Genomic DNA, 25,792 nt, shown 5'->3' with positions numbered 1-25,792 from the left:
CCTCTTCACGCATTAGCGATGCGGTTATTGCGCGTCAATGCACGCCTTGAAATGAGCGAGCGAACGCTCGAGGCCTTCGCGCAACTTGATCTTCGGCTCCCAGCCAAGGAGGTTTTGGGCCTTGGTGATGTCTGGCCGGCGGCGTGTGGGATCATCCTGCGGAAGAGGCTTGAAGATGATCTCGGAGCTCGATCCGGTGACGGCGAGAATCTCCTGGGCGCACTCAAGAATCGTCCACTCAATGGGATTGCCGATGTTGACCGGAGTATGTTCATCAGACCGCGAAAGCAGAACGATGCCCTCAATGAGATCGGTGCAGAAGCAGAAGCTGCGGGTCTGCGAGCCGTCACCGTAGATGGTCAACGGAAGGTTCTGCAGCGCCTGCATCATGAGATTCGAGATGACCCGACCATCGTTGGCCTGCAAACGAGGCCCATAGGTATTGAAGATGCGAACGAGGTGAGTGTTCACGCCATGATAGCGGTTATACGCCGTGACGACGGCCTCCGAGAAGCGCTTGGCCTCGTCGTACACGGAGCGCGGGCCTACTGGATTCACATTGCCCCAGTAGGTCTCCACCTGAGGATGCACCTCGGGATCGCCGTAGCACTCCGACGTTGAAGCATGGAGATACCCAGCGGAGTACTTCTTCGCAATATCAAGAGTATTTACCGTACCGACTGAGCCGACCAGCAGGGTCTCGATGCCGATGCGGTGGTAGTCCTCGGGGCTGGCCGGGCTGGCGAAGTTGAAGACATAATCAACTGGTCCCACATCAAAGGGCTGGCAGATATCGAGCTCGGTGAAACGGAAGCGCGGCTCCTCGGCTAAATGTGCCAGGTTCGCAAGGCTTCCGGTGCAGAGGTTATCGACGCCGATAACGCTGTGGCCCTCATTCAGCAGATGATCGCAGAGATGCGAGCCGAGAAAGCCGGCAGCTCCGGTGACGAGAATCGTTTGCGAGCTCAATTTTTTTCCTTGGCGGCTAAGGGGGTAGGGGCCTGTCCGGCGGGTGACGAGCCGGACAGGCAGGAAGAGGGCTAGTGCTCGCGTGGAGGAATCGCCGAAGGACGACCGACGCTGATATAGGTCAGACCATTTTCCAGCATGACGTGGGGATCGTACAAGTTGCGTCCGTCGATCACGATGGGGTAACGAAGGGTGGTGTTGAGGCGCTTGAGGTCGAGCGTGGCAAATTCCGCCCAGTCGGTGAGGATGAGGAGAGCGTCGGCATCATCCGCAGCAGCGTAGGCAGACTCGACATAGCTCAGCTTCGGACCGGCGGGCAGGCGCTCCGCGGTCCTCTCCATCGCGGCGGGATCGAACGCCTTGATGGAGCAACCCTCGGCGAGGAACATCTCGACGAGGTCGATGGCCGGAGACTCGCGGATATCATCGGTTTCACCCTTGAATGCGAGCCCGAGAACGCCGAGTTTCTTGCCGCGCAACGTCCAGAGGGCGGTGCGGACCTTGCTGAGGAAGCGCTTCTTTTGGTTCTCGTTGATCTTTTCGACTTCGGAGAGCATGGAGAAGTCGAGACCAAGCTGCTCCGCCACGGAGCGGAAGGCGGCGACGTCCTTGGGGAAGCAGGATCCGCCGTACCCGATCCCGGGACGGAGGAACTTAGGTCCGATACGAGCATCCATCCCCATGCCGATGGCAACCTGCTCCACGTTGGCGTCGGTTGCTTCGCAGAGATTGGCGACTGCGTTGATGAATGAGATCTTGACGGCAAGGAAGGCGTTCGAGGCGTGCTTGATGATCTCGGCGCTCTTGGTGGACGTGTTGAGCAGAGGTGGTTTCGCGGTGGGGCCGCAGGAACCGGGGATTGCGTCCGCACGCTGGTAGTACGTGCCTTCCGTCAGAGGGGCGTAGATCCCGCCAAGGACGGCAGCGGCACGCTCAGAGTCGGCACCGACCACGATGCGATCCGGATGCAGGAAGTCGGCGACAGCCGTTCCTTCGCGGAGAAACTCGGGGTTCGAAACCACGTCGAAGAGATCGCGGGCGACACCGTTGCGCTCAATGGCGCGACGGATCCACTCGTTGGTATAGACGGGAACGGTGCTCTTTTCCACGATCACCTTATAACTGGTGATGGAGCGGGCAATCTCGCATGCAACCGCCTCGACGTAGGAAAGATCGGCGTCGCCGGTCTCCGATTGAGGTGTTCCGACGGCAATGAAGATAGCCTCGCACTCCCGTGTGGCCTCGGCGAGGTCCGACATAAAGCGAACTTTGGTATTCCTGTATCGCTGGAGAAGTTCGGGGAGGTAGTTCTCATGGATAAGGGTGTCGCCACCCTGAAGGGCCTTGACCTTCCGCTCGTCATTGTCGACGCAAATCACATCGTGACCCATCTCAGCGAAACAGACAGCAGCGACGAGACCGACGTATCCTGATCCCACTACGGCGATTTGAATATTCTTTGGCATGGGTGATTGAACGCTCTATCCTTTTAGGCTTTCGTTGTTTGAGAGGCTTTCGTTATGGGCGCTTTGATTGAGTCTAAAGTATTTTCCATAATCGCGGCGAAAATGACGCCGCGGTTTGAGGTGACTTCCTGCGATTGGCTCGCGCAGGGTAGACTATGACAAATGGACCGACAGACGACAGAAACCACCTCCCCAACAGGTGTCCCTCATACACCGGGCGGGGGATTCGCCGCTGCCACTGCCGCAACCGAGACAACTCTGTCCGATGCCTTGATGACGCTGCGCAAGCGCAAATGGGTTCTCGTCGCATGCGTGCTTCTCGGAATGGTATACGGGTCCTACGACGCGATTACGCAGCCACGCCTCTACGAGTCACACTCGCGCATTCAGGTTCGAAGTGGCGCGTCCAATGAATATCGTGTGAGCGCGGTACCTGGCATGGGTCAGGACACGCAGACAAAGATGAACACCGAGATCGCGATCATGCAGAGCGATACGCTTCTGCTGACCGTCGCTCGTGAGCTGAATCTTCCCAATAATTCGGATTTTCTGGAGATCAAGGGCAAGGCACCGCACGCGTCCTTGGACAGCCCGGCTGTCCAGGCGGGTACGATCCGCAGGTTGAACGGCCACTTGAAGGTCAGCCTGATCCCCAAAACTGAAATCATCGCCATCAGCTACACCAGTCTGAACGCCAAGCTTTCGGCGGACATCGCGAACAAGGTGGTCTCGGACTACATCCAGAGGAGCTTTGAGACGAGGTTTCAGTCCCAACAGCGAGTGTCTGCATGGCTACAGAATCAATTGGATGGCTTGAAGCAGGAAGTCGAAACGTCTCAGGAGCAGATGATGGATCTGCAGAAGCGTCTTGGCACTCTGGGATTTGACCCCAAGGATAACCAGACGACTTCCACACTTGAGGATCTTTCGAAGGCATCCGGCGCGGCCCACATTGCGCGTATCCTCGCTGAGTCGAGATACAGGATGCTGAGCGGCATGGATCCAGGAACGATCGACGGGACGATCGACATGAATCCCGGCACAATGCCTGTCCAGTTCGCCCAGTTGCGCAGCCAGATTGCGTTGGCAAAAGCGAACTATGCGCAACTGATGACCACGCTCGGTCCCAACAATCCAAAGGCTTTGGAGCTCTCCAACGAGATTAAAGAGCTGGACGCACAGCTTGCCGCAGAGCAAAAGCGACTTCTCATCCAGACACGTGAGGCGTATCTCGCGACCAAGGCCAACGAACAACAGACGAGCGCAGCTCTGGAACAACAGAAGACTGACGCCTACAAGTTGCGCGACGACCTGGTGGAATACACCCTGAAGGCTCGCGAATACGAAACAACCCGCACGTTGTATGACGGACTGGTGAGTCGGCTGCGGACAGCCAGCGTCCAGGCCGGACTGGAGTCCACCGAGATCGACGTCGTCGATCTTGCGATGATTCCTGCCAGCCCCCGCCTTCAACCGTATTCTTCCGTCGTTTTGACCGCATGTATCTTCGCCCTTCTCGTGGGCATCATTCTCGCTTTCACCCTCGAGAGCCTGGACACAGGGTTACGCAGCATCGCCGAGATCGAAAGCGTTATCGAGCTTCCTTCACTCGCAATCATCCCGAAGGCACGTCGGACGGCAGCGGAACAGGTTGGCAGCCTGACCACCGCCCAGCGAAATATCAACGTGCTGACTCAGCCAAAGTCGCAGTTCTCCGAATCATTCCGTGCGCTGCGCACCTCTCTGCTGCTTTCGTCCACGGGCCATCCTCCTAAGTTTGTTCTGTTTACCTCCGCGACGCCTTCTGAAGGCAAAACGACGACCGCCTGCAATCTGGCCTGCATTCTGGCACAGCGCGATACGCGCGTGCTGCTGATCGACGCCGATCTTCGTCGTCCAAACGTTCACCATCGCTTCGGTCTATCTGGCAAGGTTGGCTTGTCCACCCTGCTGACAGGTACCACGGGCCTGGAAGAATCTCTGCAACGCGTGCCCGAGGTTCCGAACCTCGATATCATGGCCAGCGGCCCGGTCCCTCCCTTCCCGACCGAGATGCTAAGCTCCGCGGCGATGACTTCCCTGCTGGAACGCTGCGCAACGCTCTACACCCACGTTGTGATCGACTCGCCACCCATCCTGTCCGTGACAGATGGCGTCATTCTGGCACGTCAGGCCGATGCTGTTGTCCTTGTCGTCCGGCATGGTAAGTCGAGCAAGCAGATCGTTCGTCGCGCTCGCGATCTTCTCATCCGTTCCGGCGCACCGATTACCGGTCTGGTGCTGAACGCGGTCGACCTCAATTCGCCCGAGTATTACGGCTACTACGGTTACTCCGGGTACTCGTATACAAGCATCGATTCCGATAGCTGGGAGTCTCAGAAACGGGCCGGCGAGAACCCGGTCGAAGGGAAGAACGGACAATGAGAACGAGCATGGAGAAGAACGCGATGGCGGCAGCCAGGGCAATTCTGCTCGCCGGTATGATTTCGTGCACCTTCGCCGCGGCTTGGGCGCAGGGAGGCCAGTCGTCCTCTTCGGGGCAAGGTCCTGGTCAGGGGTCGAGCCAGGGCTCCGGCCAGGGAGTCATGTCGGCGCCCAATCCCTATATTCAAAGCGCCCCCATGGTGTCGGCTGGACAGGCGACCGCTCTTCCCAGCACGATTCAGTCATCGGCTGATCAGGGGACAGGAGGCATGAGTGTCTTCTATCCCGATATCAAGACCTACACGCTGGGTCCTGAAGACCTGATCAATGTCCGTCTCTTCGAATCGCCTGACTTCACTACGACTCTGCGATTGAGCAGTGACGGCACCGCGCGGCTTCCCTTGATCGGGAGCGTTCTTCTGGGTGGGCTCACCGTCGAAACAGCTCAGCATACGATTGAAGAGCGTCTGAAATCCGCGGGCATGTACCGCGATCCACACATTTCTCTGACCCTCGGCGAATTCGACACGACGCAGTCTTCGGTCACGCTGGCCGGCGAGTTGCACGGTCCAGTGTCGATCCGGCGGTTGCATACTTTGGGTGAGGTTCTGGCGGCGGCGGGGGGGTTGCCGGCGACGGCGAGCTCCATCGTGTCGATCATTCGTCCGGGAGTGGCCGAACCAATTCTTGTCGACCTGGGGACAAACGCGAAGGATCTGGCGAAGGCCGATGTGCCGGTGATGGCGCATGACACCATTTTCATTCAGCGGCTCGGTGTGGTGTATGCCGTAGGCGCCTTCAAAACCACCGGCTTGGTTCCCATGCAGCCTGGCCGGACCACCCTGCTTGAGGTTGCGGCACTGACCGGAGGGCCGCTCTACGCGGCCAAGTACTCCGACATGCGCATCATCCGGACGGTTGGTACCGAACGTACTGAGGTCAAAGTCGACATCGACAAGGTTCTGCACGGGAAGGCTCCGGATCCGATCATGCAGGCTGGCGATATCGTTTTCCTCCCATCCTCAACGGTTAAGACTGCGATCTCATCGGGTGGGTTGAACCTTCTGCTGACGCTTGCGAACCTTGCCGTCATTGTTGCGACCCGCAACTAGGTCTTTCGCTTGGGTCTACGTCTTGCGCATTGAGTGAGGGTCATGGAAGCGACGAGTCCGAAGGCTGTCCGGCTGGCTTATCTGGTCAGTATTCCGATCCAGTACCAGGCCCCGCTGCTGCGCCGGATCGCGCAGGAACCGGGTATCGAGTTGACGGTCTTTTACGGATCCGACTACTCGGTGAGGAAGTTCCAGGATGAAGGGTTCGGGGTGGACGTGACGTGGGACGTCCCCTTGCTCGATGGGTACCGGTACGAGTTTCTGCCCGCGCTGTATGACAACGGGACCTGGAGTGTGATGAGCCCGTTGAGCCGTGGGCTGTTTCGCCGGCTGCAGGGGCGGAATGGCGAACCGGGATTCGACCTTCTCTGGGTTCACGGGTACGCTACGGCAAACTCGCTGGTGGCGATGGTGGCCGCGAAGGCACTGGGAATTCCGGTGCTGGTGCGCGCGGAGTCCTGGCTTCGGGACCGGCAGCGGTCGGGGCTGAAACTGGCTGCCAAGCGGGTGTTTTTCGGCATCCTTCGCGAGATGGTGGACGTTGTGTTGCCGATCGGCACGCTGAACGAGCAGTATTGGCGGCGCTATCTCGGGGACGATATGCCCATGGCGAGGATGCCGTATGCCGTCGACAACCAGTACTTCCAGGACCGGAGCACGGCCGCGGCTGCGGGACGGAGCGCTCTGCAGGCAGAGCTCGGGCTTGATCCGGCGCGGCCGGTAATCCTGTTCGCCTCGAAGCTGACGGAGAGAAAACGTTGCGAAGACCTGGTGGCGGCCTATGCAATGTTGTCCCCTGCTCCTGGAATCGAGCCGCACCCTTACCTGGTGATTGTGGGGGATGGGGAGTTGCGTAGGGCGCTCGAATCGCAAGCGGAGCAGACGGGGCTCAGCGATTCAATTCGTTTCTGTGGATTCAAGAACCAGTCCGAACTGCCCCGTTATTTCGAGCTTTCGACGGTGTTCGTGCTCCCTTCCCGGCATGAGCCGTGGGGTCTGATTGTGAATGAGGCCATGAACGCGGGGCGGCCCTGCATTGTTTCGGACGAGGTCGGTTGCCAGCCGGACCTGATTACGGATGGGGTGGAAGGTTGCGTCTTTCCGGCGGGCGACATCCCTGCGTTAGCGCTTGCCTTGCGAAAAGTTCTCCAGAACGAAGAAAGCGCGGCAAGAATGGGCAGGAATGCGCTGACGCGCATCGTAGGATGGAGTTTTGAGCAGGATGTTCAGGGTCTGCGGAGCGCGATTGCGCAGGCGACCGGCAGGTTCGTTGCGTAACGGGCGTTTTTTCAATGCGCCTTATCATGTTTAGATTGAGGAAGTTGCTGGTGGAGCCAGCCTGAGTCTTTATGCGGATTTTGCACATTATCAGCACGTTGAACCCAGAATCGGGCGGACCGACCGAGTCCGTGCGCATTCTGCTGAGCTTTGGCCCGATCGGGTACACGGGCGAGGTTGTGACGCTCGATAGCCCCGATGCACCCTATCTGAAGGACCTGAAGTACCCGGTTCATGCGCTGGGCCCGCAGACCTCGACCTACGGATACAACGCGAAGCTGGTGCCGTGGCTGCGTGCGAACCGCGACCGTTTTGACGGAATCGTCGTCAATGGTCTCTGGCAGTATTGCGGGCTGTCGGCGTGGCGGGCGATCCGCGGGCATAAGCCGTATGTTGTGTTTACGCATGGCATGCTGGACCCGTATTTCAAACACGCGTTCCCGATCAAGCACCTGAAGAAGTGGTTCTACTGGCTGCCCGCGGAGTATTGGGTGCTGCGCGGCGCCTATCGCGTGCTGTTTACGTGCCAGGCTGAGAAGGAGCTTGCGGAGAAGAGCTTCTGGCTGCACCGCTGGAGGCCGCATGTGGTTCCGTACGGAGCGCAGTCGCCTCTGGGTGATCCCGAAGGGATGAAGGAAGCGTTCTTTACCAAGTGTCCCGCGGTGCGGGGCAAGCGCTATCTGTTGTATCTGGGACGGATCCACCGGAAGAAGGGATGCGATCTTTTGATCGATGCCTTCGTGAAGTTCGCCGCGAAGGACCCGGATCTTTCCCTGGTGATGGCGGGTCCGGACCAGCAGGGGTGGGCGGATGAGTTGAAGAGGCCTTTGATTGCAGCAGGTTTGACCGACCGGGTGCTTTGGCCGGGTCTGATCCGCGGAGACGACAAGTGGGGTGCTTTCTATGGATGCGAGGCGTTCATCCTGCCGTCGCACCAGGAGAACTTCGGCATTGCCGTCGCGGAAGCGTTGGCCTGCGGCAAGCCGGCGCTGCTGGCGGATAAGGTGAATATCGCTCCGGAGATCCAGTCGGACGGGGCGGGCTATATGGAGTCCGATACTCTGGCCGGCACCGAGGCGCTGCTGCAACGCTGGCTGGAGACCACGCCCGAGAAGCGGGCCGCGATGAGCAAACAGGCCCTCGTGAGCTTCAAGACACGGTACGACATGCGCGAGAATGCCAAGACGATTATCCGGCTGTTTGAGCAGTTTTCGAAGGAAAACCCCGAAGAGAAGACTCTCCAGGGAGCGAGGTAGATCGTGGCGAGACAGGTGGCCTACAACGCAGCGGATCACATCTCGGCGGATACGGCGGAAGATCCGTATCTGCGTCCGGCGTTCAACTCGAAGGAACGGGTCAAGAGGCTGGTCTGGAACGTCGTCCATGCCTTGTTGTACCGGACCTCGCCGCGCCCCTTTCATGCCTGGCGTGCGATGCTGCTGCGTCTGTTTGGCGCGCAGATGGGGCCGAACTGCCACTTCTACCCGAAGTCGAAGGTGTGGGCTCCGTGGAATCTGATCTGCGCCGACCAGGTGACGGCGGGCGACGGGGCAGAGATCTATAACGCTGCATCGATGCGGTTTGGATCGCACTTCATCCTCTCGCAGGACGGTTATCTGTGCGGAGCGACGCATGATTACGACGATCCGGCGTTTCCGCTGATGGCGTATGAGATGGAGTTCGGGGCGTATGCGTGGGTGTGCGCGAAGGCCTCTGTCGCGCCGGGCGTGTCGATGGGCGAGGGCGCCGTGCTCGGACTGGGGTCGGTGGCTACCCAGAAGATGGAGCCCTGGACGATCTACGCGGGAGCACCGGCTGTGAGGATCAAGGGGCGGAAACAAAACGGTCTCCAGGCGGGGTCTCAAGACCTAAGATGACAAGGATCACGGACGGATCAGAACCGGCAACGGCCTGATCTTCGTTGTGGCTCTCGATCCTTTGAGTCGGGCATGGCTGGGATGGGTTCGTTTCGGGGCTGCAGGAACGACCACTTCCCCTGATGCTTATTTTTTGGTCTGACCAATAGTGTTTACTTATTAGTAATATGTGTCGATCTCACCACACTTTTTCTGACTTTAGACACACCTCTAAGCGATTGAAAAGAATCAACTTTTGGTTTTGTGGGACTTTGTGGGGCTTTTTCGGGTTTTTGTAGGGTTTTCTTCGGGTTTCTCTGGGTTTTACCTGCGATTTTCGGGATGGTAAAACGTGGTGTTTTGTATGGATATTGTGGCCCGTTGAGTGGGGGAAATCGGTTTCGGTTTTGCGAAGGTGGATCTCTCAGAAGCAAGAGCGAAAAACAAGACAAAGGAAGAAAGAAGCAAATCCCCTTCGGGGATGACAAGCAAAAGGGCAACGGCAAGGGCGGAGGCAACAGCAACAGCAACGGCAACGACAACGACAAAAGGACCCTCGGTGATGAGGATCCTATTGGCGATGTGGCTACTTGCGGGTTTAGGAGCGGAGCTTGGCCAACAGGTCGGTGGGGTGCACGGGTTTGGCGAGAATCTCGAACTCGTGGCCCAGGGCGCGGGCCTTCTCGAGGAGATCCGCGGTGGCGGCCTGTCCGGAGAAGAGGAGAATCTTGCAGTTGGGCATCTTGGCGCGGGTCGCGATGGCGGCCTCGATGCCGGTCATTCCGGTCATGATGACGTCGGAGATGAGCATGTTGGGCTGGAAGCTGTCGAGGCACTCGATGGCCTTCTCGCCACTGTAGACGGCGCGGGCTTCGAAGCCGGCCTGGTTGAGAATGATGGCGAGAGTGTTGGCGATCACCTGTTCATCGTCGGCGACGAGTACGCGTGGCTTGGACGGTGCGGTGGCTGCGATTTCTGACATGCTATTAGGTCCCCAATTACTGTGTACGATGCTGTTTCGGTTGTCGTTGTTGTCTCGGCGGAGGCGCTGCCTTTTACTGCAACTTCTGGCGTTACTCGACGTTCATCAGACACCCGCTCAGTAATGATACGCTGACCGCATAGCCGTAGTCAGGCGGTGGATAAAAATTCGCCTCCGGCACTGCTTTTATCTCTTTTGGAATGAGAACGTGATGCCGTCCCAGATCATACGCGCCGAGCGCGTCGAGAAGTATTATGCGCAGCCGAGCGAGAACCGGATTCAGGTTATTTCGCCGACGGACCTTGCGATTGAAGCAGGTGAGATTGTTGCGCTTTTGGGACCTTCGGGCTCGGGGAAGTCGACGCTGATGCGGATGCTGACGGGTTTGTCGGTTCCGTCGGCGGGTGAAGTGTATTGGCACGAGAAGCCGATTGCGACGGCCGAGGTGAATGTCTCGATCGTGTTCCAGAGTTTTGCGCTATTTCCGTGGCTGACGGTGCTGGAGAATGTGGAGGCTCCGCTGAAGGCGCGGGGGATGGAGGCCGGCGAGCGGCGCAAGAGGAGCATGAAGATTCTGGATACGGTGGGTCTGGACGGGTTCCAGGCGGCGTATCCGAAGGAGCTGTCGGGTGGGATGCGGCAGAGGGTCGGGTTTGCGCGTGCGCTGGTGGTGGAGCCCGAGGTGCTGTTCATGGACGAGCCGTTCTCGGCGCTGGATGTGCTGACGGCGGAGAACCTGAGGAGCGAGTTGCTGGAGCTTTGGCAGAAGAAGACCATTCCGACGCAGTCGATCTTCATCGTGACGCACAACATTGAAGAGGCCGTGCTGCTGGCGGACCGGATTATCGTGCTGGGGAGGAATCCTGGACATATCCGGACGGACTTCAAGGTGACGCTGTCGCATCCGCGGGACAGGAAGACGGCGGCGTTCACGCAGTTGGTCGATTACATCTACAAGGTGCTGACGCAGCCGGACGCGAAGCCCCCTGCCCTGCCCACCACGCCCTCGGGCAAGGCCGCCAGCGGTTCGAGGACGCCGCACTACCAGATGCTGCCGCATGCGCGTCCTGGAGGCATTGCAGGGCTTCTGGAGCTGCTGCTGGACCACAATGGCAAGGACGATATCTACCGGCTGGCAGATGACCTAGCGTTCGAGATCGACGACCTGCTGCCGATTGTGGATGCGGCGCAGTTGCTGGGGTTCCTGACGGTGACCGAAGGCGACGCGGCAATTACGGCGACGGGCGCGGAGTATGCGAACAGCGAGATTCTGCGGCAGAAGGAGCTTTTCCGGACGGCTGCGGTGGAGCATGTGCTGCTGTTGCGGCAGATTGTGAGAGCGATCGAGGCGAAGAGCGATCGGACGGTTTCGGAGGAGTTCTTCCACGACATGCTGGATGAGCAGTTCAGCGAGGAAGAGACGATTCGGCAGTTGGAGACGGCCATCAACTGGGGACGGTATGCGGAGCTGTTCGACTTCGATGCTTCGCGGCGGCGTTTTATCCGGTCGGCGAAGATGCGGGCCGAAGAAGACGAAGCGTTCCAGGAGGCGGAGTAAGTGATTCATCTGCCGGGAAACTTCAGCTATGGACGTGGACGGGAGACGCTGGCGCGGGCACAGGTGCTCAGGCGGAGCTGGCCGTTCTTTCTGGATTTGTGCGTCGCGGGGATGGGGCTCGCGTGTTTTTACGGCGTGGTGAAGATTGCGACGTACTGGTTTGGGGGGGCGCAGCCGGAGATTACGATCTCGCAGAGTCCGCGGGCACTGCCGCTGTATGCGTTTTATTCGATTGTGCGGATTGGGCTGGCGTATGTGCTGAGCCTGGTGTTCGCGATCGGATATGGGTATATCGCGGCGTATAACCGGCGGGTGGAGGCGCTGATGCTGGCGGCGCTGGATATTCTGCAGTCGATTCCGGTACTGAGCTTTTTGCCAGGCGTGATGCTGGCGATGGTGGCGCTGTTTCCGCACCGGCAGATTGGCGTGGAGATGGGGGCGATCCTGCTGATCTTTACGGGGCAGGTTTGGAATATGGCGTTCAGCTTCTACTCGTCGATCAAGAGCATTCCGCGGGAACTGAGCGAGGCGGCAAATGTGTACCGGTTTTCGCGGTGGCAGAAGCTGGTTCAGTTGGAGCTGCCGTATGCGGCGATCGGGCTGGTTTGGAACTCGATGGTGTCGGTGGCGGGCGGGTGGTTCTTTTTGATGGCATGCGAGATGTTCGTGCTGGGGCCGAGGGACTTTCGGCTGCCGGGGCTGGGGTCGTTTCTGCAGACGGCGGCGGGGACCGGGAATGGGGTGGCGATTGCGTGGGGACTGGCGGTGATGATCGCGATCATCATTGCGACGGACCAGCTTGTGTGGCGGCCGGTGATCGCGTGGTGCGACAAGTTCAAGTTCGAGCAGGTGGAGGGCAAGGCGCGGGTGAAGTCTCCGCTGCTGATGCTGCTGCAGCACTCGGCGGCGGTGAAGGGGATTTCGGAGCATGTGTTTGGACCGCTGAATGAGGCGGTTTACAAGCGGCTGGCGGAGCGGCGCAAGGAGAGGTTTGCCAAGGGGCTGTCAGAGGGCGTTGTTCCGGAGGAGAAGGAGAGGACGCTGCGGACTGAGTTCACGCTGGTGCGGTCGGTAGCGGTGCTGGTGGTGGGGTCGGCGGTGCTTTACTCGGCATGGCGGGCCCTGATGCTGCTGCGGACGGTCGAGGGTGGGCAGGCGTTACTGATCTTCGAGGGTGCGGGCGCTACGTTTTTGCGGGTGAATGTTTCGCTGCTGCTGGCGGCGGCGTGGACGATTCCGGCGGGGGTGGCGATTGGGTTCAACCCGCGGCTGGCGCGAATTGCGCAGCCGGTGGCGCAGGTGGTGGCTTCGGTTCCGGCTACGGCGCTGTTTCCGGTTCTGCTGCTGGCCCTGGTGCGGATGGGCGGCGGGCTGGGGATCGGGTCGATTGCGCTGATGATGCTGGGGACCCAGTGGTACATTCTGTTCAACGTGATCGCGGGGGCAATGGCGATTCCCTCGGACCTGCGTGAGGTCGCTACGCTGTTCCGGTTTACGCGGGTGCAGCGATGGAAGACGGTGATTCTGCCGGGGATCTTTCCCTATCTGATTACGGGGATGGTGACGGCTTCGGGTGGGGCCTGGAACGCGAGTATCGTGGCGGAGTACTTCCGGTTGAAGAACCAGACGTTGCAGACGCTAGGGCTGGGGGCGCAGATCAGCGCGGCTACGGATGCGGGGCAGTTTCAGCTCTTGTTGCTGGCGACGATGGTAATGGCGTTGATGGTGGTGACGATCAATCGGCTGGTATGGCGGCCTTTGTATCGGCTGGGGGAGACTCGGTACAAGCTGGAAGGGTAGGCGGGAGCTGGAACGATTCTCTTCGGGAGTGGTTTTTGTGGCCTGGCTGAAGCCAGGCCCTTCCGTTTTTTGGGGCTCGCTTTAGCGTCCGGGGGGATATGTCAAAGACAAAGGCAAAAGCAGATCCCCTTCGGGGATGAGAACCAAAAGGACAACGACAACGGCAGAACCGCAACGACAAGAGCGCAACGGCGAAAGCGATCTCGGTGTTGGCTTATGGAGTCGGTGCGGGGCGGCGGAAGGCGTAGATGATGGCCAGGAGCGGGGGGGCCAGCAGGACTCCCCAGAACGGGATGACGATGCCCAAGACGATGGGGCCCAAGAAGGCGGCCCACCAAGGGACGCGGGTGGTGCGGTGCAGGACATAGGGGCCAATGACGAGGCCTTCGAGGACGGCGATGACGCCGTAGAGGCCGAGGACGAACCATAGCGTGGACATGTCGCCGGACTCCCGAAAGAGAACGGAGAGCGCTGGGCCGATGAGGGCGAGCATGGGGCCGAAGTTGGGGATGAACTGGAAGAGCGCGCCGAGGATGGCCCAGAGGGGAGCGAGGGGGACGTGCAGGATCTCCAGGCCTACGAACCAAAGTATGCCAACGATGAGTGCGTCCAGAGTCGCGGCGCGCCACCAGTTGAGGAGTGCACTGCCGGCCGTGCGTAAGGGATTGTCCAGCGGATGCGGCCTTGCGGAGGAGAAGACATCCGTACGCGGCGGGGGCGGCGCTGCGGTCGTTCGTAGATTCGTTTGGTCCATACCAACTCGCCTTTCGTCTCCGGCATCAGACGCCAAAGAAGTTCATCCGTAAAAAGATGCACACGCTGTAGGATGCAGAAACTCTGCCTCTGGCTACGGTGATGCAAAGGGGTAAAGACGATGGCTGTCATGATGCAGGCGTTTTATTGGGATTGTCCGCGAGAGGACCAGCAGGAGCATAACTGGTGGAACTTTGTGAGCGAGCATGTGGAGGCGTTGGGTGCGTCGGGGTTCAATGCGCTTTGGCTGCCTCCGGTTTCAAAGGGCGCGAGCAACACTTCGATGGGGTATGACCCGTACGACTACTTCGACCTGGGGGACTTCGACCAGAAGGGTGGGACGAAGACGTGGTTTGGCAACAAGGCGGAGTTGAAGGCGTTGATCGACAAGGCGCATGAGCATGGGATCGGATGCTATGCGGATATGGTGCTTAACCATAACTCGGGTGCGGATGAGGAAGAGAAGAATCCGCTGGACGGGCAGATGCGGTGGACGAAGTTCAATCCGAAGAGCGGTGAGTTCCCGCGGGACTGGAACCACTTTCATCCGAGCCGGTATGAGCAGGTGATGATGGAGGGCGAGCACTTCGCGGGGTTTCCGCACCTGTGCCATCGCAACCCCGAGGTGTATGCGGCGATGTACAAGTATGCGCGCCTGCTGATTGAAGAGCTCGGCTTCGAGGGCTTTCGATTCGATTTCGTGAAGGGCTTTGGCGCCTTTATGATCGGGCAGCTTGCGAAGTACCGGTATGTGAAGGATGGCAACGAGTTTCAGCCGTATGTGGTGGGAGAGTACTGGTCGGGGTCGGAGGATATCGATGGCTGGCTGGATCGCGTGAATGCGGTGACGGACAACCAGATTGCGGCGTTCGACTTTCCGCTGCGGTACAAGCTGAAGGACCTTTGCGACCAGCCGCACTACGATATGCGCAACCTGACCGATGGCGGATGCGTATTGACGAAGAGGCCACAGCATGCGGCTACGTTCGTCGAGAACCATGACATGGGCGATAACGCCATTGTGAACGACAAGCTGATGGCTTACTCGTACATCATGGTGCATGAAGGGTATCCGTGCGTGTTCTGGCACGATTACTTCAACTACGGGCTGGGCCGTCCGAACTCGCCGAATGGGATTGACGCCTTGATCGCGGCGCACCAGAAGTATGCCGGAGGAGCTTCGGATGTGCTGCATGTGGACCCTGACCTTTACATCATGCAGAGGGTGGGTTGGCATGACGACAACACGGATCAGCCGGGGCTGGTGTACGTGCTGAACAACCTGGGAAACCAGTGGTCGGGCACCATGGTGAAGACGAAGTGGGCGAACCAGCGGTTCGTTCCGATTGCGTGGGATGGGCACGACGAAGCGCATCCGGATGAGAGGACGACGGATGCAGAAGGCAGGGCTGAGTTCCCTGCTCCTCCGCGTGGGTACTGCATTTATGTGCCTGCGTAACAAGGGGGTGCGTTGTGTTTGACGGCGAGTCGGGGTCCCAACGCAACGCCTCACCGGGACAAGAGGGATGAGGGCGGAGAGTAACCAACCAAGGCGCCGGCGACGCGTGCCGCGTTGGTTTCTTCGTCCTCATCCCTTTCTTCTGTGCAGTCCTTAGAGGGACATCTCCATGAAGACGTCGGCGCGGGAGTATGCGGAGGGTGGCCGACGCTCCGGTGGGATGTGCTGAAAGCCGAGCGACTCGTATAAATGGACTGCGTTCCTGAGCCGGGTGCTGCTCCCCAGGAAGAGTTCTTTGATTCCCTGCCTGCGGGCTTCCGCGATCGTGTGCTCGAGCAGACGACGGCCTAGGCCATGGCCGCGCAGGGTGGGTGAGACGGCCATCTTGGAGAGTTCGTAGACGCCGTTCTCCATGGGGATGAGGGCTACGCAGCCTACGGGGATGTTGTCCGCTTCGACGAAGAAGATGCTGCCGCCTTTGCGGAGGATCGCTTCTTCGGGATTGTTGAGGGTCTTGCGATCGGTCTCTTCGAGCTGGAAGAAGTGCGTGATCCACTCCTCGTTCAGGGTTCGGAAGGGCGTGAGGTCGTCGCCGATGTGCATGGTGCGGATCTCGATGCGGGTTGCAGTCCTGGAATCATCGGTCAGGGTAGGCATGTCTTGCTCCTTGAGGATGATTTTCGCGTGGCGCGGGCGATACGTCCAATATCTTGTTTAACTGGATTATGATCTCAAGGATATGGATCAGGATATCGAGCTTCGGCATCTTCGGTACTTCGTCGCGGTGGCGGAGGAGCTTCACTTCGGGCGCGCGGCGGAGAGGCTGCATGTGTCGCAGCCGCCTTTGTCGCAGCAGATTATGAAGCTGGAAGAGATGCTGGGGTATCCGCTGTTTGTGAGGACGTCGCGTTCGGTGAGTTTGACGGCGGCGGGTGAGGCGTTTCTGGAGAGGGCGCAGAGGACGCTGCGGATCATGCAGCGGGATATCGATGAGACGCGCAGCATTGGGCGGGGCGAGGTGGGGTCGCTGCACCTGGGATTTATCGGGTCGGGGATGCTGACGACGCTGCCGCGGATCTTTCGGGCGTATGGCGAGGCGTATCCGAAGGTGAGTCTGCATCTTTATGAGTCGTTCACGTCGCGGGTGGTGGAGGGGATGGAGAATGGGACGCTGGACGCGGGGGTTCTGCGGGATGGGGATCCCTCGGACAAGCTGGAGGTGACGACGATCTATTCGGAGCCGTTTATGGCGGTGCTGCCGGCGACGCATGGGCGGGCCGGGCAGAAGACGATCTCGCTGGGGTCGCTGCGGGATGAGCCTTTCGTGTATTACCCGCGGAGCGCTGGGTTGCGGGCGTTCGAGAAGCCGCTGGCGCTGTGCGAGGAGTATGGGTTTCGGCCGCAGATTGTGCAGGAGGCTTCGCACTGGCTGACGATTCTGCGGCTGATCGGCGCGGGGATGGGGGTGTCGCTGGCACCGGCCTGCGTGCGGCAGATCGCTTCGCCGGACGTGGTCTGTCTGCCGCTACGGGATGTGACGCTGAAGAGCCATATCGAGCTGGCTTGCCTGAAGGGGGAGACGAGGCCGATTGTGGCGCAGTTCCGGAATATTGCTTTGGGGGCGGCGACAGGGTGAGGTTGTCCCGGGCCTGGAGCAAACGGTGGCACACGCAGACACGATTCCCTTCGGGAATCTGACTACAGGATTGGAAAGGCGGGTTTTCTGGCATCGCTGACGCCATGCCCTTCCGTTCGTAGCCGCTCCTTCTCTACGGTTTGTCGCTCTCCGCGGATGATATTCTGGAGGCATGAAATTCGGCGTCTTGGTGTTCCCTGGATCGAACTGCGATCACGATACTTATCACGTTGTCGAGACGCTGGTGGGCGCTCCGGTGACCTATCTGTGGCATGCCTCGGAAGATCTGCAGGGGTGCGATGCGATCCTGGTGCCGGGTGGGTTTGCCTATGGCGACTACCTGCGGACGGGCGCAATCGCGAAGTTTGCGCCGGTAATGCAGTCGGTGGCGAAGTTTGCCAAGGGCGGCGGGCTGGTGATGGGAATTTGTAACGGATTCCAGATCCTGTGCGAGGCGGGGCTGCTGCCGGGCGTGCTGATGCGGAACAAGGGACAGCAGTACATCTGCAAGCAGGTGCATCTGCGGACCGAGACGACCGACTCTCCGTTTACGCGGGGGCTGGGCGCGGAGCAGGTGCTGAAGATGCCGATTGGGCATATGGAAGGCAACTACTTCTGCGATGAGGCCACGCTGGCCGAGCTGAATGGGCAGAATCGTGTGGCGTTCCGGTACGCAGATGCGAGCGGCGCGGTGACGGCAGGGGCGAATCCGAATGGGTCGCTGGAGAACATTGCCGGCGTGCTGAGCGAGGGACGCAATGTGCTGGGGTTGATGCCGCATCCGGACCGGTCGAGCGAGGCTCTGCTGGGGTCGAGCGACGGGCTGGTGCTGTTCAAGGCGATGGCTGAGGCGCTCTCGGTCGGGGTCTAAGACCTGTCCTGCCGAACGGGCCCGCTCCGCGCGGGGCGGTCACTTCGTGACTCATCCTGGGGCTTCGCCGTTCCGGCAATGGGATTTGTGTCAAGACGTGCAGTTGCCTCAAAGTGATAGTCTTGCGTTGCCATGATTGATATTCATCACCACCTGCTTCCGGGCGTCGACGACGGATCCAAAGACTTTGAAACCTCTGTCGCGATGGCGAGGATGGCAGTTGAAGACGGCATCACGCATGTCTCCTGCTCTCCGCACGCCAACAGCCAGTACAACTTCGACCGCGAGCGCTACGAAGGGATCGCGCAGGAGCTGCGGGAGAGGCTGGCCAAGGAAGGCGTGCCGCTGACGGTTGGTCTGGGATGCGACTTTCACATGTCGTACGACAATGTGCAGGCGGCGCTGGCGGACCATGTGCCGTTTACGATCAACGGCAAGGGGTATCTGCTGGTGGAGCTGCCGGACTACGGCGTGCCGCGCGGGCTGACGGAGACCTTCTACAACATGCAGGTGGCGGGCATTACGCCGATTCTGACGCATCCGGAGAGAAATCCTACGCTGCAGGCAGATCCATCGAGGCTAGTGAGCTGGCTGCGGGGTGGGCTGCTGATCCAGGTGACGGCGGGCTCGGTGATAGGCAAGATGGGCAAGTCGGCGGAGAAGATGGCGCACCAACTGCTGGCGAACCGCTGGGTTCATTTTCTGGCGACGGATGCGCACAATACCTCGTCGCGGCCTCCGCGGATGAGCGATGCGCGTAAGGTGGTTGAGAAGAAGTATGGGCGGGAGTATGCGCATGCGTTGTGCGTGGACAATCCGCTGGCAGCTTACACGGGTGCGGCGCTCCCTCCGCAGATGGAACCGCTGAAGCTGTACGAGAACCTGGAAGAAGAGAATTGGCTGAAGCGGCTGTGGGGGACGTTGACGCGCGCGAATTAGGGTCTGGTGCCCTGCTCCCACAGCGAGTCTTCGCAAGGAAGAAAGGCGAATACGTCCCGGCAAAAGCCTTTCCGTATCCGCCTTTCTTCGTGTGTTGCGTTCAAGGCGGTGTCGCCAGGACGGCTAGAGGCCGAGGCCGCCATCTACGCCGAGCATCTGGCCGGTGATGAAGTGGGGGCCGGTGGCGAAGAAGAGGGCGGCGGCGGCGATGTCGGCGGAGGTGCCGTTGCGCTGCATGGGGGTCTTGTGGGCGAAGTGCTCGTAGGCGGGGCCTACTTCGCCCTGCACGATCATGCCGGGAGCGATGCAGTTGACGCTGACCTCGGGAGCCCAGGCCTTGGCCATGGTCTGCGAGAGCATGTGCAGAGCGGCCTTGGAGGTGCAGTAATGGCCGTGGGTGGGCCAGGGGTGGGTTCCGCCGAGAGAGCCGATGTTCAGGATGCGGCCGCGGGTAGCGCGGAGGTGCGGCAGGGCGGCTTTCGCCATCAGAAAGGGGCCGCGGGTGTTGGCGGCGAACATGCCGTCCCAGTCGGCGGCGGTGATGTCCTCGAGGGGCGCGGAGGCGAAGAGACCGGCGTTGTTGACCAGGAGATCCAGGCCGCCGAGATGCGCCACGGACTCCGCGACCGCAGCGGTTACGCTGGCCTCTGCGGTGAGATCGCAGAAGATCGCGGCTGCCTTGACGCCGTGGGCTTCGAGGTCGCGGACGGTCTGAGCCGCGTCATCTTTGGAGCCGCGGTAGGTGATGGCTACGGCGGCGCCCTGCTCGGCGTAGGCGAGAGCGATGGCGCGACCGATGCGGCGGGCCGCGCCGGTGACGAGTGCGGTCCGGCCTTCGAGGAGTCGAGTCAATCGGGGCTCTTGCATCACTGGTTCGGTGGGGTCGCGGGTGGGGTTGTCGATGCGGGAGCAGGGGCGGGTGCGGGTGCCGCAGCTGGCGCGGGGGCCGGCGGGGCAACGGTCGGTCCGGCGGGCCGGGGTGCCTGCACCGCGGGCTTCATGAGCTTCGAGGTGTGATCGACGGCGGTGGGGCGGATGGGCTCCTGGACGCCGGCCTTGCGGCTGGAGGCCTTGCCGTCGTTGTCGACGTAGGTGGAGATCTGCTCCTTGGGACGGAGCATGGTGACGGGAATCTGGCGGCTGGACTCGGTGACGAGGTAGTCCTCGGCGTAGGTCGCGAAGCCGTTGGCGAGTACCTGCACGCGGACGTTGGATCCGGTGGGGATGACGTCGATGACGGCCTTGCCGTCGGGATCGGTCTTGACCTCGAGGTTGCCCTCGTCGCCGCCGTCGGCGCGCAGCTCATGGAAGATGACCGCGGCGTTCTCGATGGGCTTGTGGTTGTAGCCCTTGGTCACGATCACCTCGATGTGCGAGGTCTCCGGTGGCGGTTTGTACTTGCGGCCACGGCTGTGATTGTCTTGCGCCGGGAGAGCGGGCACGACGGCGAGGAGGAGACCAGAGGCGATAGCGAGAGTGCGGGTCCTGTGATGCATGGATTGACCTTTATTTGCTGCGGAGAATCGTTAGGGTTCATTCTACGGGTTTTGTGTCGGGCGTGTGAAGGAACGGATGCTGGATAGACGGATGGAGGGCTGCTTGGGGTATCTGAGGGGCTTCAAATTGTTTGTGCCATTGGGGTTAGGGGTGCCTGTTGTCTCTGACGCGTCCGGAAGGAAGCGAAGCGCCAAGGCGCATTTGATCGACGGGTCACGGGAAACCCAAGGCTGAATCGCTGGGGTATCTGGATGGCGAGACGACAACTTTTCGCCCGGAGGCCGGAAGAGGAATGAAAGGTTGCGTGAAGTTCACTCAGATTTCACGCGAGGTGGGTTGACAGGGTGCGGTGGGAGCGCCTATTGTTAGCAATCGAAGGGTGCGACTGCTAACCGCAGGCATACCCATGCAGCCGGTTCCATCCTGCCGGTCTATATCTTGAAGCGATAAACCAAACTGTTCCAAGGAGATGCAAGACAATGTCAAAGTCATTCACACCGCTGCACGACCGTATCCTCGTTCGTCGTATTGAAGAGGGCGAGAGCATCCGCGGCGGAATCATCATCCCGGATTCGGCCAAAGAGAAGCCCCAGCAGGGCGAAGTGATCTCCGTGGGCAAGGGCAAGTCCAACGACGAAGGCAAGGTCTTCCCTCTCGATGTGAAGGCTGGCGACAGCATCCTGTTCGGCAAGTACTCGGGCACCGAGATCAAGCTGGATGGCGAAGAGTTGCTGATCATGCGTGAGGAAGAAGTCCTCGGAATTCTGAGCAAGTAACTGTTGTCTGCGAACAACAACCGCAGATCCCTTCGGGGATGACAACCAAAGAGACACATTAGGAGATACACCGTGGCAAAGCAGATTCTGCATGGAGAAGATTCGCGTCAGGCTATCCTGCGCGGCGTCAACATTTTGGCCGATGCTGTTAAAGTAACGCTCGGACCCAAGGGACGTAACGTTGTCATTGAAAAGAAGTTCGGTTCGCCGACGATTACCAAGGACGGTGTGACCGTTGCCAAGGAGATCGAGCTCCCGAACGCGCTGGAGAACATGGGCGCGCAGATGGTGCGCGAAGTGGCCTCGAAGACTTCGGACATCGCCGGCGACGGTACGACGACCGCGACGGTTCTGGCCCAGGCCATCTACCGCGAGGGTGTGAAGACGGTTGCGGCCGGCGCGAACCCGATGGCGCTGAAGCGCGGTATCGACAAGGCTGTCACCGCGATCATCGGCAAGCGCGATGAGAACGGCGTCATCCAGGGCGGCGCTCTCTCCGACTTCTCGAAGCCGGTTTCGGGCGACATGATTGCCCAGGTCGGAACGATCTCGGCGAACTCGGATTCGCAGATCGGCTTCATCATTGCGGAAGCGATGAAGAAGGTTGGCAAGGACGGCGTCATCACCGTTGAAGAGTCTCGCACGATGGAGACGCAGCTTGAGGTTGTGGAGGGCATGCAGTTCGATCGCGGCTATCTCTCGCCTTACTTCGTGACCGATGCCGAGCGCATGGAAGTTGCCGTTGAGAATCCTTACATCCTGATCTACGAGAAGAAGATCTCGTCGATGAAGGACCTGCTTCCCCTGCTGGAGCAGATTGCCCGCACCGCCAAGCCCCTCATCATCATTGCCGAGGATGTGGACGGCGAGGCGCTTGCGACGCTGGTGGTCAACAAGCTGCGTGGCACGCTGAACGTGGCTGCCGTGAAGGCTCCTGGCTTCGGCGATCGTCGCAAGGCGATGCTGCAGGATATCGCTATCCTGACCGGCGGCAAGGCGATCACGGAAGACCTTGGCATCAAGCTCGAGGGTGTGAAGATCGAAGATCTCGGAACTGCGAAGCGCGTGACGATCGACAAGGACAACACCACCATCGTCGACGGCGGCGGAGCGGATGACGATATCGCAGGCCGCGTGAAGGAGATCCGTGCGCAGGTCGAGAAGACCACGTCGGACTACGATCGTGAGAAGCTGCAGGAGCGTTTGGCCAAGCTGGTTGGCGGCGTGGCAGTGATCAAGGTCGGTGCGGCTACTGAGACCGAGATGAAGGAAAAGAAGGCCCGCGTGGAAGATGCGATGCATGCAACGCGCGCGGCTGTCGAGGAAGGGATCGTCCCGGGCGGCGGCGTTGCGCTGGTTCGTTGCACTCCCGTGGTCGATGCTCTGATCAAGACGCTGGAAGGCGATGAAAAGATCGGTGCTTCGATCATCCGTCGCGCGATCGAAGAGCCGCTTCGCATGATCGTCTCGAACGCCGGCGAAGAGGGTGCAGTTGTGATCGGCAAGATCCACGACTCCAAGGAAGCGAACTTCGGCTACAACGCCGGAACGGGCGCTTACGAGGATCTGGTTGCTGCCGGTGTCATCGATCCGACGAAGGTGACGCGCACTGCCCTGCAGAACGCGGCTTCCATCGCAGGCCTGATGCTGACCACCGAAGCCATGATCTCCGAGATTCCGGAGAAGAAGGAAGCAGCCGGCGGTGGACACAACCACGGCGGCGGCGGCATGGACGGCATGTACTAAAGTTCCGGGTAAGACTGGAAAAGCGAAAGGCCCCGAAATACTCGGGGCCTTTCGCTTTTGCATGCCCTGCGCGGGCGGCGGTCACGGTGCCTGCGGCAGAGCCTTCGTGACTTTTATACCGGTGTTGCTGACTCAACCTGTGCTGGGCGTCGCGTTGAGCCGCGAGGACGTTTGTCCTCGACCAAGCCGAGAGCCACGCGCAGCAGTCACATGTCGCGAAGTGACCAGCCGCGCGTAGAGGGCTCGTTCGGCAGAACTACGCCTTAGTCGGCGAGTTGGGTTCCGGGACGGACGAGCTGGGCGGTGCGGAGTTTGGTTTTCGGCAGGTCGGTGGAGGCCTTGATCCGGACGAGATCGCGACCGGCAGCGTCGAAGGTCGCGACGTAGGTCTCGGAGATCGACTTCTCAAACTGCTCGAAGAAGGGGATAAGCGAGACGGGGTTGGATGTGCCCTGGAAGTAAGCGGTGCCGCCGGTTCCCTCGGCGACCTCTGCGAGGTAGCTCTGTCCGCTGAAGTTGGCGCGCCCGCCGCGGAAGCCGGCGTCGGAGAAGAAGATGGAGTAGACGGCGACGCCGGCGCGCTGGGCGTCACGCACGGCCGTGTCGACGTAGGGGCTGTTCTGGTTCATGAGGCTGGTCGAGCCGTTGTAGGGGTCGACGCCGTTGGTGATCATGAGGACGAAGCGGGCTTTGCGGGCACCGGCGGAGGCGGGTCCGAGGGGGGCGAGCGCTTCGGGATTGCGGGGACCTTCGGGCGCTGCTCCGGGCCAGCGTTTGGCGAATTCGGAGAGGCAGAAGTAAGGGCTGGCGCTCATGCCGGCCTGGCCGAAGGGGATGCGGAGCTTCGCGGCGGCGGCGGCGTGATCGGTGGTGAAGGGCTGCGCGACGACGACGCCTCCGTTCTGCATGTAGCCGATGAGGACCTCGATGCCGGCGGGCAGACCGTTGACGAAGGTGGTGAGGTCTTCGAGGTTCCGCCCGAAGGAGGTGCGGAGTCCGTCGTCGATGAGGAGCGCGACCTGGGCGCGGGCGGGGAGGACCTGGACGACAGCCTGGACCTGCGTGGGATGGTTGTCGATCTTGAGGGTCATGTTGCTGACGCCGAGGGGCTGGGGATTCTTGGAGTCGAGCTGGACGAGTGCCTGGGTAGGCACACTGCCCTCCTGCGCCCGAAGAACCGGGGCGGCGGTGAGGGCGAAGAGAGCGATGGGGAGAACGATATTCTTCATGGCAGTCTGTTAGACACCGTTTCTTCGTGGAAGATTCGCTCCGCATGAAAAGCCCCGGCTTGTGGGCCGGGGCTTTGGGTTTCAAAACAGGACAAGACTAACCGCGGTAGAGTTCCGAAGGAACATGATACTGCTCGGGCATGTAGAGCGACGCGCCCATGGTGGTGTGGGTCTGGTCCATGCACTTGACGAAGGCGGTCTGGAACTTCTTCATCTCGTCAGGGGTACCGACGGTGACGCGGACGTAGTTGGGCATGGCCGGCCAGGAACGACCGATGGCGACGTTCTCCTTGAGCATGCTGTTCTTGAAGTCCGTGCCGGGGCGCTGCACGTCCACCATGAACATGTTGGCCTGCGAACCGGGGACGATCTTGTAGCCCTTCTTGGTGAGGAACTCCAAGGTGTCGTTGCGGGTGTCGGTGTTGATCTTGCGACGGAGGGCGACGAGATCCTTGTCCTGGAGGCTGGCGCGGGCGCCGGCGGACGAGGTGATGGAGATGCTGGCGAGCGAACGGGCCGGAGCGGCGACGCTCGAGAACTTCATGAGCAGGTCGGGACGAGCGACGGCGAAGCCAGCGCGGATGCCTGCCATGCCGTAGATCTTCGAGAACGTGCGGAGGACGATGACATCCTGATCCGCGGCGACCTGGTCGATGACCGACTCGTCGTTCGAGAAGTGGTGATAGGCCTCGTCGACGATGACCACCGAACCCTTGGGCTTGTTCTTGATGAGCCAGAGGATGTCGGCCTTGGGGGTCATGGTGCCGGTGGGATTGTTGGGGTTGACGATGTAGTAGGCGCCGGGCGACGGGTGCGCCGCAAGCATGGCCTTGACGTCATGCTTGTAGTCCGCGGTGAGCTTGACGGGGAACTTGGGGGCGTTCATGGTGTCGGCAGCGCGGGGGCCCTGCTCGTAGCTGGGGTCAGCATAGACGAGGGGCTTGTCGGGGCCGATGTTGGACATGAGGGCGAGATCGAGGGGACCGCCGGAGCCGGGGAAGAGTGCCGAGTAGCCGCGCTTGAGGCCGAACTGCTCGTTGAAGACGGCGATGGTCTTCATCGTCTCTTCCTGGTGGTAACGGCCGCCCAGGGCCGCAGTCGTACAGATGGCGGAGAGTGCCGACTGCGCGGGTCCGAGGGGATTCTCGTTGGAGCTGATGATGACGGCATCCGAGGGGAGGGGCTGACGCTCACCCATGTCCGCGCCGCCGCCGAAACCACGGCGACCGGCAGGACGGGCCGCAGGAGTCGCGGTCTGCTGGGTGGCGGCGAGAGCTGCCGCGGGAAGCGATGCCACAGCCACGCCGGCTGCACTGAGGTTGCGCAGGAACAAGCGGCGCGATACCCCATCAAGGTTATGCTGCGAGTCAAATCTCATGGTGGTTCTCCTTCGGATACACGACGACGGTCGACGGGCTTTCGCACATCAATTCCGTCCGGG

General features: G+C 60.6%; 22 protein-coding genes. 13 read left to right on the top strand and 9 right to left on the bottom strand.

The genetic code is table 11. The annotated features are described in order from the left end of the window. Positions 1–24: 24 nt before the first annotated feature. Both BM400_RS12905 and BM400_RS12900 read right to left on the bottom strand, forming a co-directional pair. The gene (locus BM400_RS12905) at positions 25–969 is read right to left on the bottom strand and encodes a UDP-glucuronic acid decarboxylase family protein (protein WP_089839536.1); all 945 of its coding nucleotides are present in this window, start codon (positions 967–969) and stop codon (positions 25–27) included. Positions 970–1,040: 71 nt separating this feature from the next. After that, positions 1,041–2,435 carry a UDP-glucose dehydrogenase family protein gene (locus tag BM400_RS12900; protein ID WP_089839535.1) on the bottom strand — a complete coding sequence of 465 codons (1,395 nt, stop codon included), beginning with the start codon at positions 2,433–2,435 and terminating at the stop codon, positions 1,041–1,043. Between the two features lie 162 nt (positions 2,436–2,597). On the opposite strand from BM400_RS12900, the gene BM400_RS12895 reads away from it, so the two are divergent. The 5 genes from BM400_RS12895 to BM400_RS12875 all read left to right on the top strand — a co-directional run bounded on the left by BM400_RS12895 (position 2,598) and on the right by BM400_RS12875 (position 9,126). Further along, positions 2,598–4,859 (top strand): GumC family protein, encoded by a 2,262-nt coding sequence (locus BM400_RS12895; protein WP_089839534.1) that lies wholly within the window; start codon positions 2,598–2,600, stop codon positions 4,857–4,859. A gap of 8 nt (positions 4,860–4,867) precedes the next feature. After that, a complete protein-coding gene (locus BM400_RS12890) occupies positions 4,868–5,971 on the top strand; it encodes a polysaccharide biosynthesis/export family protein (protein ID WP_175529016.1) in 1,104 nt (367 codons plus the stop codon). Between the two features lie 42 nt (positions 5,972–6,013). Continuing rightward, positions 6,014–7,249 carry a glycosyltransferase family 4 protein gene (locus tag BM400_RS12885; protein ID WP_089839532.1) on the top strand — a complete coding sequence of 412 codons (1,236 nt, stop codon included), beginning with the start codon at positions 6,014–6,016 and terminating at the stop codon, positions 7,247–7,249. Between the two features lie 71 nt (positions 7,250–7,320). Beyond that, complete coding sequence (locus tag BM400_RS12880; protein WP_089839531.1) at positions 7,321–8,505, top strand: glycosyltransferase; 1,185 nt, start codon at positions 7,321–7,323, stop codon at positions 8,503–8,505. Between the two features lie 3 nt (positions 8,506–8,508). After that, on the top strand, positions 8,509–9,126 hold the full coding sequence (locus tag BM400_RS12875) for an LbetaH domain-containing protein (RefSeq protein WP_089839530.1): 618 nt from the start codon (positions 8,509–8,511) through the stop codon (positions 9,124–9,126). Between the two features lie 577 nt (positions 9,127–9,703). Here the strand turns inward: BM400_RS12875 and BM400_RS12870 are convergent. Then, a complete protein-coding gene (locus tag BM400_RS12870; protein WP_089839529.1) occupies positions 9,704–10,087 on the bottom strand; it encodes a response regulator in 384 nt (127 codons plus the stop codon). Positions 10,088–10,298: 211 nt separating this feature from the next. Between BM400_RS12870 and BM400_RS12865 the strand changes: the two genes are divergently transcribed. Beyond that, positions 10,299–11,645 carry an ABC transporter ATP-binding protein gene (locus tag BM400_RS12865; protein WP_089839528.1) on the top strand — a complete coding sequence of 449 codons (1,347 nt, stop codon included), beginning with the start codon at positions 10,299–10,301 and terminating at the stop codon, positions 11,643–11,645. Next, positions 11,646–13,445 carry an ABC transporter permease gene (locus tag BM400_RS12860; RefSeq protein WP_089839527.1) on the top strand — a complete coding sequence of 600 codons (1,800 nt, stop codon included), beginning with the start codon at positions 11,646–11,648 and terminating at the stop codon, positions 13,443–13,445. 214 nt (positions 13,446–13,659) lie between these two features. Here BM400_RS12860 and BM400_RS12855 read toward each other — a convergent pair whose 3' ends face one another. Further along, positions 13,660–14,199 (bottom strand): AI-2E family transporter, encoded by a 540-nt coding sequence (locus BM400_RS12855; protein WP_089839526.1) that lies wholly within the window; start codon positions 14,197–14,199, stop codon positions 13,660–13,662. Between the two features lie 120 nt (positions 14,200–14,319). On the opposite strand from BM400_RS12855, the gene BM400_RS12850 reads away from it, so the two are divergent. Next, the gene (locus BM400_RS12850) at positions 14,320–15,657 is read left to right on the top strand and encodes an alpha-amylase domain-containing protein (RefSeq protein ID WP_089839525.1); all 1,338 of its coding nucleotides are present in this window, start codon (positions 14,320–14,322) and stop codon (positions 15,655–15,657) included. Between the two features lie 153 nt (positions 15,658–15,810). On the opposite strand, the gene BM400_RS12845 is transcribed toward BM400_RS12850, so the two are convergent. After that, positions 15,811–16,314 (bottom strand): GNAT family N-acetyltransferase, encoded by a 504-nt coding sequence (locus tag BM400_RS12845; protein WP_089839524.1) that lies wholly within the window; start codon positions 16,312–16,314, stop codon positions 15,811–15,813. Positions 16,315–16,396: 82 nt separating this feature from the next. Here BM400_RS12845 and BM400_RS12840 point away from each other — a divergent pair, with 82 nt between their 5' ends. The 3 genes from BM400_RS12840 (at position 16,397) to BM400_RS12830 (ending at position 19,103) form a co-directional block, all read left to right on the top strand. Beyond that, positions 16,397–17,293: a LysR substrate-binding domain-containing protein gene (locus tag BM400_RS12840; protein WP_089839523.1), complete on the top strand. Its 897-nt coding sequence runs from the start codon at positions 16,397–16,399 to the stop codon at positions 17,291–17,293. A gap of 172 nt (positions 17,294–17,465) precedes the next feature. Continuing rightward, on the top strand, positions 17,466–18,164 hold the full coding sequence (gene purQ / locus BM400_RS12835; protein ID WP_089839522.1) for a phosphoribosylformylglycinamidine synthase subunit PurQ: 699 nt from the start codon (positions 17,466–17,468) through the stop codon (positions 18,162–18,164). A gap of 132 nt (positions 18,165–18,296) precedes the next feature. After that, positions 18,297–19,103, top strand: a complete 807-nt coding sequence (locus BM400_RS12830; protein ID WP_089839521.1) for a tyrosine-protein phosphatase — start codon at positions 18,297–18,299, stop codon at positions 19,101–19,103. A gap of 123 nt (positions 19,104–19,226) precedes the next feature. On the opposite strand, the gene BM400_RS12825 is transcribed toward BM400_RS12830, so the two are convergent. Together BM400_RS12825 and BM400_RS12820 are read right to left on the bottom strand one after the other, a co-directional pair. Beyond that, on the bottom strand, positions 19,227–19,955 hold the full coding sequence (locus tag BM400_RS12825) for an SDR family NAD(P)-dependent oxidoreductase (RefSeq protein ID WP_245781859.1): 729 nt from the start codon (positions 19,953–19,955) through the stop codon (positions 19,227–19,229). Between the two features lie 14 nt (positions 19,956–19,969). After that, a complete protein-coding gene (locus BM400_RS12820) occupies positions 19,970–20,599 on the bottom strand; it encodes a carboxypeptidase regulatory-like domain-containing protein (protein WP_089839519.1) in 630 nt (209 codons plus the stop codon). 480 nt (positions 20,600–21,079) lie between these two features. Here BM400_RS12820 and BM400_RS12815 point away from each other — a divergent pair, with 480 nt between their 5' ends. Together BM400_RS12815 and groL are read left to right on the top strand one after the other, a co-directional pair. Then, on the top strand, positions 21,080–21,376 hold the full coding sequence (locus BM400_RS12815) for a co-chaperone GroES (RefSeq protein WP_089839518.1): 297 nt from the start codon (positions 21,080–21,082) through the stop codon (positions 21,374–21,376). Between the two features lie 72 nt (positions 21,377–21,448). After that, positions 21,449–23,122, top strand: coding sequence for a chaperonin GroEL (gene groL / locus BM400_RS12810; protein WP_089839517.1), 1,674 nt, complete (start codon positions 21,449–21,451; stop codon positions 23,120–23,122). 263 nt (positions 23,123–23,385) lie between these two features. Here the strand turns inward: groL and BM400_RS12805 are convergent, their stop codons facing one another. Continuing rightward, positions 23,386–24,351 carry a hypothetical protein gene (locus tag BM400_RS12805; protein ID WP_089839516.1) on the bottom strand — a complete coding sequence of 322 codons (966 nt, stop codon included), beginning with the start codon at positions 24,349–24,351 and terminating at the stop codon, positions 23,386–23,388. A 97-nt stretch (positions 24,352–24,448) separates the two neighbouring features. Next, entirely contained in the window at positions 24,449–25,729 is a 1,281-nt protein-coding gene (locus BM400_RS12800; protein WP_089839515.1) for a pyridoxal phosphate-dependent aminotransferase, read from the bottom strand. Between the last annotated feature and the right edge of the window lie 63 nt (positions 25,730–25,792).

It is taken from the genome of Granulicella pectinivorans (genome assembly GCF_900114625.1).
In the GTDB taxonomy this organism is placed as follows: Bacteria; Acidobacteriota; Terriglobia; order Terriglobales; family Acidobacteriaceae; genus Edaphobacter; species Edaphobacter pectinivorans.
This window is presented reverse-complemented; position numbering and strand designations above follow the sequence as displayed.

Bases quoted from the DNA above. Each gene is read 5' to 3' on its own strand.
- purQ (WP_089839522.1), top strand. From the start codon at position 17,466: ATGAAATTCGGCGTCTTGGTGTTCCCTGGATCGAACTGCGATCACGAT.
- BM400_RS12850 (WP_089839525.1), top strand. From the start codon at position 14,320: ATGGCTGTCATGATGCAGGCGTTTTATTGGGATTGTCCGCGAGAGGAC.
- BM400_RS12840 (WP_089839523.1), top strand. From the start codon at position 16,397: ATGGATCAGGATATCGAGCTTCGGCATCTTCGGTACTTCGTCGCGGTG.
- BM400_RS12870 (WP_089839529.1), bottom strand. From the start codon at position 10,087: ATGTCAGAAATCGCAGCCACCGCACCGTCCAAGCCACGCGTACTCGTC.
- BM400_RS12845 (WP_089839524.1), bottom strand. From the start codon at position 16,314: ATGCCTACCCTGACCGATGATTCCAGGACTGCAACCCGCATCGAGATC.
- BM400_RS12880 (WP_089839531.1), top strand. From the start codon at position 7,321: ATGCGGATTTTGCACATTATCAGCACGTTGAACCCAGAATCGGGCGGA.
- BM400_RS12865 (WP_089839528.1), top strand. From the start codon at position 10,299: ATGCCGTCCCAGATCATACGCGCCGAGCGCGTCGAGAAGTATTATGCG.
- BM400_RS12885 (WP_089839532.1), top strand. From the start codon at position 6,014: ATGGAAGCGACGAGTCCGAAGGCTGTCCGGCTGGCTTATCTGGTCAGT.
- BM400_RS12890 (WP_175529016.1), top strand. From the start codon at position 4,868: ATGGAGAAGAACGCGATGGCGGCAGCCAGGGCAATTCTGCTCGCCGGT.
- BM400_RS12855 (WP_089839526.1), bottom strand. From the start codon at position 14,199: ATGGACCAAACGAATCTACGAACGACCGCAGCGCCGCCCCCGCCGCGT.
- BM400_RS12900 (WP_089839535.1), bottom strand. From the start codon at position 2,435: ATGCCAAAGAATATTCAAATCGCCGTAGTGGGATCAGGATACGTCGGT.
- BM400_RS12805 (WP_089839516.1), bottom strand. From the start codon at position 24,351: ATGAAGAATATCGTTCTCCCCATCGCTCTCTTCGCCCTCACCGCCGCC.
- BM400_RS12830 (WP_089839521.1), top strand. From the start codon at position 18,297: ATGATTGATATTCATCACCACCTGCTTCCGGGCGTCGACGACGGATCC.
- BM400_RS12895 (WP_089839534.1), top strand. From the start codon at position 2,598: ATGGACCGACAGACGACAGAAACCACCTCCCCAACAGGTGTCCCTCAT.
- BM400_RS12820 (WP_089839519.1), bottom strand. From the start codon at position 20,599: ATGCATCACAGGACCCGCACTCTCGCTATCGCCTCTGGTCTCCTCCTC.
- BM400_RS12815 (WP_089839518.1), top strand. From the start codon at position 21,080: ATGTCAAAGTCATTCACACCGCTGCACGACCGTATCCTCGTTCGTCGT.
- BM400_RS12800 (WP_089839515.1), bottom strand. From the start codon at position 25,729: ATGAGATTTGACTCGCAGCATAACCTTGATGGGGTATCGCGCCGCTTG.